The sequence below is a fragment of the Deinococcota bacterium genome (assembly GCA_030858465.1).
Taxonomy (GTDB): domain Bacteria; phylum Deinococcota; class Deinococci; order Deinococcales; family Trueperaceae; genus JALZLY01.
Genome location: JALZLY010000028.1, coordinates 1 through 7,975 on the forward strand (window position 1 = coordinate 1; position 7,975 = coordinate 7,975).

A 7,975-nucleotide genomic window follows, 5' to 3' on the forward strand; every position below is an offset into this window, starting at 1 on the left:
CTTCATGACCACCGGCAACCTGGCCCTAAGCGGGGCGGCACCCCTGCAGTACGCTCGCACGGCCCCCGGCATGGAAGCCGTGCGGCGGCTCCTCCTGCAGCTCGATCACGGCGTCATCGTGTGACCACCACGTTCCGCCTGATGCATCCACGGCACAGCCCAACGGCCTTTTGTGGCGAGGGCGCCTTTATCGCCGCTGGAACCCACCGGGCATCCGCGTCGTGTACACCTCAAGCAGCCTCGCCCTCGCGGTTCTCGAGGTGCTCGCCTACCGCAAGGCCATAAAACCCCTCACGCCACGGCACCTCTACCGCGTGATGCTGCAGGACAAGCAGGTGACGTGGCTGGAGACGAAGGCGCTCCCCGAGGACTGGATAAGGACTGGGTGGAAAAGGCAACCTCGCTCGCGCTGGCGGTTCCCAGTGTGCTGGTGCCTCAGGAGCACAACTTCTTGCTCAACCGCGCTCACCCCGAGTTCTCGTTGTTGTCGCGCGAGGGGCCCGAGGACTTCCCGATCAACCCACGGCTCGCCCCGGACGCCACCGCGCCCCGAACCTGACTTCAGGCGGAACGAGTTTAGTCGCCGTACCGCTTAGCGCGCCCCGTGAATCTCAACGAGTGCCCTCGCGGCACAGTCCAGCGCGTGTTCCTCGTCAGCACGCCAACGACCTTCGATAGCGATAGTCGGGGCGCCCGAGGCGAGTGCGGTTGCAATCATCTCCTGGTATGGCAATTTACCTAAACCTAGGGGCCGGTGCGTAGCCCTGGGTGGATCGCCATCGGAGAGATGCACATGCGAAATCCGCTTGACCGTTTTGAAGGCCTCCACGGGGTCCGTGAAGGTAGCGAGGTGCGCCATGTCTACAGTGAGTCCCAAGCATGACCAACCCTCGTTCTCCATCGCTTCAACCAGCCGGTTGAGTGCGGTCGGTTCCACGAAAAACTGGTTGACTTTCCGCTCCATGCCTTCAATCCCAACCCTGAGCTCGAGCCTTTCGGCGTGCTCATTCAGCCTTGAACAGAAGTCGAGCAAGTCGGGCCAGTAATCTTCCGGGTCATCCGTACCGGAGGACTGCTGCCCGGGATGCACGGTCACGACCTTCGCTCTCATCACCGCGGCGTCGGTGAGCGATTGCATCACCTGCCTGCGGCTCACCTCACGAATCTCCGGGTTTTGGCTGAGCGGGTTGAGGTCGTAGGAGACGGCGTGCGCAGTGAGTTCTAAACCAAGCTCATCCGCTTGGCGCCTGACTGCCTCAGGCGTTTCGCCGGAGCGGTGCAGGTGTTGCGCCCAGACTTCAGCACCCGAAAAGCCCCGCCTGGCGACCGCCTCGAGGAACTCAGCGACAGGCCGCGACCACATCAGGACGCTGGCAGGATAAAACCTATCCGGCAGGGTTGGCTCTGAGCAAGACATAATCCTCCACATCGACCCGAACGGTATCCTCACCAGGGGATTTGGTGCAGCGCGCCAGCAGTTCCCCAGCAGGCGTTTGGAGTTGGACGAGTTCGTGGTCCCCCTTGAACCAGGCATGCATGACCCTGCACTGCAGGCGTCCGCCGGCGTGCATCCGGACACGCTCAGGGCGAACCAGGATGGCGGTCGCACCGTCCTCGCCTTCGGTTTGACCGATAGCTTCACCCCCCAGGAACACCTGATGATTCCGGATGGTGACGGGAAGGACCGAGCCCGAGCCTATGAAGCGGGCGACGAACTCGTCCGCCGGCTGGTGGTAGACCTCGCGTGGCGTGCCGACCTGCCTGACCTCACCCTCGTTCATGACGACGATCCGGTCCGAGAGGGTGATCGCTTCATCCTGATCGTGCGTCACGAAGATCACCGTCAAGCCGGTCTCCTTATGGAGCGTCGCGAGGAGCGTGCGGAGCTCGACCCTGAGGCGCGCGTCCAAAGCCGAGAGGGGCTCATCGAGGAGCAGCACGTCCGGTTGGCTGACGAGCGCCCTAGCTAGGGCGACCCGCTGCTGCTGACCACCGGAGAGTTCGTGCGGGTAGCGTCTCGCCAGGTCCTCCATGTGCACTTGGGCGAGCGCCTCGAGCGCGCGTTTCTCCCACTCCTTGCGGGCGATGCGGCGCACCTTGAGGGGGTAGGCGACGTTAGCCAAGACGTCCATGTGGGGCCAGACGGCGTACGCCTGGAAGACCATCCCCAACTGCCGGCGTTCGATGGGGATCATGGTCCTTCGTTCGGCGTCACTTACGACGCGCTCGCCGATCGCGATCCGTCCGGTGGTGGGCGCGGCAAAGCCGCCGATCATCCGCAAGGTGGTGGTCTTGCCGCAGCCGCTCGGCCCCAGGAGCGTCACCCACTCGCCCGGCGCTATATCCAAGTCGAGGCTCTTGAGGGCCACGGTTGGGCCGTAGTGCTTTGAGAGGTTTTCAATGCGAACGCCCGCCATCCTTATTTGACTCCCGGCTGACCACTGCGGAGCGGCCCAACGATGACCGTGACAAGACCGAGTGCCGTCAGCATCACCACCGACAGGGCAGCGGCGAGGTTGACTAGCCCCCCGTCCTGAAGGTTGAAGACAGCGTAGCCTAACGTCTGGGATCTGGGGCCGACCAGGAGGGCGCTGAGCGTGAGTTCCTGCAGAGCAGGAATAAAGACGAGGATCCAAGCTGAGCGCATGGCGGGCCTGAGGAGTGGCAAGAGGACGTCACGAATGGCCTGCCAGCGGGTGGCGCCACTGATCCGGGCGGCCTCCTCGAGCGTCTCGCCAATCTGCTGCAAGGCGGCGACCGAGCCCCTGAGGCCGAAGGCGAGGTAACGGGCGATGTAGGCGACGAGGAGAATCCAGATGGTGTTGTAGATGCTGAAGCCCAAGAGGGGAATGGGTTGCAGCCAAGCGAGGATCATCGCGATCGCCACGACCGTACCGGGAATCGAGTAGGGCAGGGTCGCCAGCCAGTCGATGAAGCCGCTGCCGGGAACCCGCACCCGCTCGATCAGCAAGCCGAGCACGAGGCCGAGCAGCGTTGTGACGGTGGCCGCCGTGAACGCCAGGAAGAAACTGTTGAGCGCCGCTTGCTGGATGCGCGGGCTGGCCAGCAGCAGGCGCTCGTACCACCTGAAGCTCAGCGTGTCCAGAGAAGGGGGAACGCCTGGGGCCTGCAAGAAGCTGGTGAGGAGAATAGCCAGGAGCGGCAGGAGGCTGGTGAGGATCACGAAGGCCCAACCAAACGTCGCGACGGACCAACGCAAGCGACCCAACCGGGTGATGTCCCCGGCGCCGCCACGGCCGCTCACCAGGGTGAACTTGCGCCGGCCCGCCAGCAGCCTCTGCAGGAGGATACTGAGGCCACCAAAGAGACCGAGGATGAGGCTCAAGGCCGCAGCGACCGCGAGGCGGTCCGCGTCCACGCCGCGCGTCATCTCGTCATAGATGCGGGTGGTGAGGACCTGGATGCCGCGCCTGAAACCGAGGATCGCCGGCACCCCGAAGTTGCTCACCGAAGCTACAAAGGCGAGCACCGCGCCCGCGCCGATGGTCGGCGCGAGCATGGGCAAGGTCACGCTTCCAATGACCTGCCATTTTGTCGCGCCGCTGATGCGCGCGGCTTCCTCGAGCTCGACCGGCAAGCGCTCAAAGGCCGTGAGCATGGTGAGGTACACGAAGGGATAGGAGCCGAGAGCCAGCACGATGACGATGCCTGCCGCGCTGTTGACGTCGAAGAGGATCACGCCGAAGAGGTCACGCCAGAAGCGGTTGAGGTAGCCGATCGGGCCGAGGAGCTGCTGGACGCTGATCGCGAAGATGAACGGCGGGATGAGGAACGGGATCAGGAACAGCGCACGCAGGACTTTGCGGCTGGGCGTGTCGGTACGGGCGACAATCCAGGCGAGTACCGTGCCGATGACGGTCGCGCCGATCGTCGCGAGAACGCTGATCCAGAGGCTGTTCCAGAGGGCGTCAAGGTTTCGTTGTTGGGCGAGCGCCGTGGTGAAGTGATGCACGCTAAACGCGCCCTGGTGAGTGAACGCCGTGATCACCAGGGCGAGCATGGGGTAGGCGACCAGCACCCCCAAAAGAACCAGCGCGAGGACGAACAGGCCGATCAAGGCGGTCGCCTAGGGCCGGATGTTGCTCTCGAAAACCTCGAGGATGCGTTCCCTGTTTTGCGCGATGAAGTCGGGATCGATGTCCAGTCGGGCGAGGTCGGGAGAAGGCGCGCCCTCCGGGCCCTGGACGTCATCGCGCGCGGGAATGAAGTTCGCTTCCTGCACGAGGATCTCCTGACCCTGCCGGGAGAGGATGTAATCCACGAAATGCCTGGCGGTCTCCTGATTCTGGGAGGTGTTGAAGATCGCGATGGGGCTCGGGATGAAGACACCGCCGTCCGCGGGGTACACGTAATCGATGGGGCTGCCTTGTTCCTTGAGGGCGCGAATCTGGAAGTCGAGGCCCACCGCCGCTTGAATCTCGCCGGTGGCGGTCAGCTGAGCGGCTTCGCCGTTGTTGCGCAGTTGCCGCATGCCGTTCTCGCCAAGAGAAGCAATGAACGCCTCGCCAAACTCCGGGCTGCCCAGCAGCGCGGCGATGGTCACCACCGACGCGCCGCTGTTCGCCGGCGTCGGGAAGCCCGTTTGGCCCTCGAAGCGCGGCTCGAGCAGGTCGCCCCAGCCCCGTGGCCGGTTCTCTTCATCCACCATCAGCGTGTTGTAGGCGATGACGATGCCGAGGACGCGACCCGCGAAGTACTGGTTGTCGGGATCGCGGAAGTCAGCGGGGAGCGCTTCCGTCTCGGGACTTACGTGCTCGAGGAGGAGGCCTTCCTCTTTGAGCGCGATGATCTCGCTGGGGTCAGCTACCCAGATGAGGTCCGCGGCGATCGCGCCGGCTTGGCGTTCGGCGGACACGCGCGTCAGGATCTCGGAGGTGCCGCCGCGGAACACGTCGAGGCTGTACCCGGGGTTGTCCCGCTCGTACGCGGCTTGCAGAACGTCGATGACGTCTTGTGGGACGGAAGTGTAGATGAGGACAGTGCCACCTTGACTGAGAGCTGCACCTCCCAATGCCAGGGCCATCACAACGAACAGAGCCTTAACCACGGTTTTCACGTTGGGTACCTTCCCTTTCTCCCGTACTTGGGCCGCACGGGTTGAACCCGGAGGACGCTTCAAGGCTATGTGAGGATTGTCAAGACACAGCCAATCCTAGCATAATCGTTCATGCTGGACTCCAGCACCACCAAGAATTACAGGGCCGACGCAGCTTCTTTCGATCTGCAAGTCCGAAGCCGAATCAGCTTTTGTTCCCTTAGTCCCGAAAATTAGGTCGTGCGTCAGCCCTGCCGAGGATTACCTATGGCCCAAATTGCGCATCGGGCCATGGATGACGCCACCGCGATCACTTCTTCCTAGCGACAAATATGACACTGGTGTTCCTGGTGGCGAAGTCGAGGATGCGCTCGAGCAAGCTCAACGAGGAGGCGGGGATGTGGTCGCTCACGGCTTAGCGGATGCTGCGCACCTCAACGCCGTGGGGAACCTCGAGCCATTGCCTATCGGCGGTTACCGCCACAGCGCCTAGAAGCTGCGCCGTCGCCAGGCAGCAGCGGTCCGCTAGCGACAGGCCGTGCGTCCTGGTTTTTTCGTACAGCTCTCCGGTCAACTGTGCTTCTTGAGGCGTGAACGGTGTGACGCTGAGGCCAAGCAAGGCCAGCTCGTGAAGCAGGGTGTCGACAGGCCGTTGCCGCGCCACGGACTTCTGAACCACTTCGGCGAAATTGACGCTGTTCATGACCGCCCCGCGAAGCTCGACGGTTTCAGCTCCCGCTTCGCGCTGCAACAACGCCAGTACCGCCGAGGCGTCCATGACCTCACGGCGACTCACGTTGTGCCTCTTCGCGCCGCTCTTCGATCAGCTCGTCGGCCAAACTCGCCTCGATGTCGGCGTAGCGGGATTGCAACCGTTCGAGTAGAACCTTTCGAGGCTCGAGCACCAGCCTGCCGTCCTCGAGCCATCCGATTGCTTCATCACCATTTGCTATGTGTAGCGCGTCCCGCATGCTTTTGGGAATCAGCGCCCGGCCTTGCGCGTCGAACCTGATGTTTTGCGATTGAAGGTTTTCCATACAGCATTATATCTCCAAGTACATGATATATGCTAGATTTCAGTTTGGTCCAACTTGCAAGCAATCTGTTAGTTGTTAACATCGACCAGAAGTGGTTCAGTTTATCCTTATTTACAGCTTTGGAGAAGTATTGCGTATTGCCATTTAGGTATATTATGGAACGGTTATCACAAAATCCACAGGTAGCCGTACTGTGAAATAATTGCTTCATCTTGGCCTCGTCGGTTGCTATGCTCATCGTAAATAGCGGGAACAGCTCTTACCGCAAATATATTTGATACAAAGATGGTAGGCTTTATGCAGTATTTTTACTAATGTTAACTGCGTTTTTAAAATGGATTAACTTTAGTCCATCAACATCAATGTTCATGAGAGCTTTATCATCGACTCGAGCTTGGAGGAACCGCATGACCCTAGACCACTATCGTGCCACACCCTACTACGCCACCCGATTATGGATGAGCCTCTCCGACGAACAGCTCCGCCTGGAGGTCCTCAAGACCCTACAAGCCAGGGACTGGGAGGTGCTATGGAGCTACGTTGAAGCCTACCTCCGGGCTACCGGAGCCAAAAAGCAACAGGTCAGCAAGGAAACCCTCCGCAAGTACCACCGTTACGTCCTCGACCTGCTCGAGCTCTGGCAAGGCGAAAACCTCCTCAAGCCCCACCGCAACGCCGGCAACGACTACGTCTCCAGACTCCAGGTCGAACGCCTGCATGAACCACCCAACAAGCGCCTCGCGCTCGAGACAAGCGAGCGGGAGCGTGAAGGCGAGGGCGCCGGTTACTCCAGGAGCGCCATCTCGGTGCGTTTGGCCGCCGGCAAGCTGCTCTACAACGCCTTGCGTTACGCCGGGGTGACGGACGCCAATCCCTTCGAGCATGTGCGGGTGGGGTCGCAAGACCGCGCGCCGGAGGACAAGCGCAAGCACTACACCGCCGCGCACCTAAAGAAGCTCCTAAAGGTCGCTGACGACCCCGCCGAGGAAGTGATCGTGCTCTTGGGTGCCCACGCCGGCCTGCGGGTGCACGAGATGGCGAAGCTCAGGTGGCGGCACGTCAGGCTCGAGGAGGGCGAGCTGGTGATCCTGGGCAAGGGGCGCAAGCGCGCTGCCGTGGCCTTGAGCGAGGGGCTGGCGGAGGCTCTGACGCGCCTCAAGGGCAGGCCCGAGGGGCGCAAACGTTACCTCACCAAGACAGGAGCCAGGGACGCGAGTTTCGTGTTGCCGTGGCGGGAGTTGACGATCCGCGAGCGCTTCAAGGGGCTGTGCGCGCGCGCTGCGGTGCCGTACCAGGGGCGTGAGGTGCACGGGCTGCGGCACGCCGCGGGCACGCAGATGTACCAAGACACCGGCGACATCGTGCTGGTGGCGGATCACTTGCGGCACAGCCAACTCGATACCGCCCGCACCTACGCCAAAAGGGCCAAGGACGCGACGCGGCAGGTGGTGCGGTCGTGGGGCCGTAAAGAGGATCCTGAAGGCTGAATCACCCAGGTACTTTTACCCTCAAGAGAAGCTCGAGGGGCCTTAAAGGCGATTTTACGGGGTTGCTCTTGAAAGGGCCTCGAGCGCTTCAACAGATGACATGCTCGAGTGTGGTGTTCACGCCTTCTTCAGGGGTGTTTGAGCAGGGTTGCTCTCCCCTGCCCGCTCCGCAACGCCTGAGGTGTCCTCTGCATCCGCCACCCAGGTGACCCTCACCTCACCGTCCATCACCACCAGCAGGCGACTAAGCAGGGAGCGCTTCCCAGCTAGGTGCAGCCACGCTTCCGCGGTGGGAATGTCGCTGCCCAGCAGTTCCCGTTCGAACACCTCGTAAAACGAGTTCGGCTGCTCCGCAACCATTGGCAGGGCGCGCAACAGAGCAGCGTGGAAGGAAG

General features: G+C 62.2%; 9 protein-coding genes. 2 read left to right on the top strand and 7 right to left on the bottom strand.

The genetic code is table 11. The features are described 5' to 3' along the window. Positions 1 to 385: 385 nt before the first annotated feature. A complete protein-coding gene (locus tag M3498_01725) occupies positions 386 to 559 on the top strand; it encodes an RES family NAD+ phosphorylase (GenBank protein ID MDQ3458015.1) in 174 nt (57 codons plus the stop codon). 33 nt (positions 560 to 592) lie between these two features. On the opposite strand, the gene M3498_01730 is transcribed toward M3498_01725, so the two are convergent. From M3498_01730 to M3498_01755, 6 genes are all read right to left on the bottom strand, one after another. Next, a complete protein-coding gene (locus M3498_01730; GenBank protein ID MDQ3458016.1) occupies positions 593 to 1,363 on the bottom strand; it encodes a sugar phosphate isomerase/epimerase in 771 nt (256 codons plus the stop codon). 22 nt (positions 1,364 to 1,385) lie between these two features. Continuing rightward, the gene (locus M3498_01735) at positions 1,386 to 2,417 is read right to left on the bottom strand and encodes an ABC transporter ATP-binding protein (protein MDQ3458017.1); all 1,032 of its coding nucleotides are present in this window, start codon (positions 2,415 to 2,417) and stop codon (positions 1,386 to 1,388) included. Positions 2,418 to 2,419: 2 nt separating this feature from the next. Continuing rightward, positions 2,420 to 4,078 carry an iron ABC transporter permease gene (locus M3498_01740; GenBank protein MDQ3458018.1) on the bottom strand — a complete coding sequence of 553 codons (1,659 nt, stop codon included), beginning with the start codon at positions 4,076 to 4,078 and terminating at the stop codon, positions 2,420 to 2,422. Positions 4,079 to 4,087: 9 nt separating this feature from the next. Continuing rightward, positions 4,088 to 5,077, bottom strand: a complete 990-nt coding sequence (locus M3498_01745) for an ABC transporter substrate-binding protein (GenBank protein MDQ3458019.1) — start codon at positions 5,075 to 5,077, stop codon at positions 4,088 to 4,090. Positions 5,078 to 5,471: 394 nt separating this feature from the next. Further along, positions 5,472 to 5,834, bottom strand: coding sequence for a type II toxin-antitoxin system VapC family toxin (locus M3498_01750; protein MDQ3458020.1), 363 nt, complete (start codon positions 5,832 to 5,834; stop codon positions 5,472 to 5,474). A 4-nt stretch (positions 5,835 to 5,838) separates the two neighbouring features. Next, on the bottom strand, positions 5,839 to 6,093 hold the full coding sequence (locus M3498_01755; protein ID MDQ3458021.1) for an AbrB/MazE/SpoVT family DNA-binding domain-containing protein: 255 nt from the start codon (positions 6,091 to 6,093) through the stop codon (positions 5,839 to 5,841). Positions 6,094 to 6,500: 407 nt separating this feature from the next. Here M3498_01755 and M3498_01760 point away from each other — a divergent pair, with 407 nt between their 5' ends. Then, a complete protein-coding gene (locus M3498_01760; protein MDQ3458022.1) occupies positions 6,501 to 7,580 on the top strand; it encodes a site-specific integrase in 1,080 nt (359 codons plus the stop codon). 117 nt (positions 7,581 to 7,697) lie between these two features. Here M3498_01760 and M3498_01765 read toward each other — a convergent pair. Next, positions 7,698 to 7,975: hypothetical protein (locus tag M3498_01765; GenBank protein MDQ3458023.1), on the bottom strand; the 278-nt coding region annotated here is incomplete at its 5' end.

Excerpts from the sequence above, each read along its gene's own strand:
- M3498_01730 (MDQ3458016.1), bottom strand. The coding sequence starts at position 1,363 with ATGTGGTCGCGGCCTGTCGCTGAGTTCCTCGAGGCGGTCGCCAGGCGG.
- M3498_01735 (MDQ3458017.1), bottom strand. The coding sequence starts at position 2,417 with ATGGCGGGCGTTCGCATTGAAAACCTCTCAAAGCACTACGGCCCAACC.
- M3498_01750 (MDQ3458020.1), bottom strand. The coding sequence starts at position 5,834 with ATGGACGCCTCGGCGGTACTGGCGTTGTTGCAGCGCGAAGCGGGAGCT.
- M3498_01755 (MDQ3458021.1), bottom strand. The coding sequence starts at position 6,093 with ATGGAAAACCTTCAATCGCAAAACATCAGGTTCGACGCGCAAGGCCGG.
- M3498_01760 (MDQ3458022.1), top strand. The coding sequence starts at position 6,501 with ATGACCCTAGACCACTATCGTGCCACACCCTACTACGCCACCCGATTA.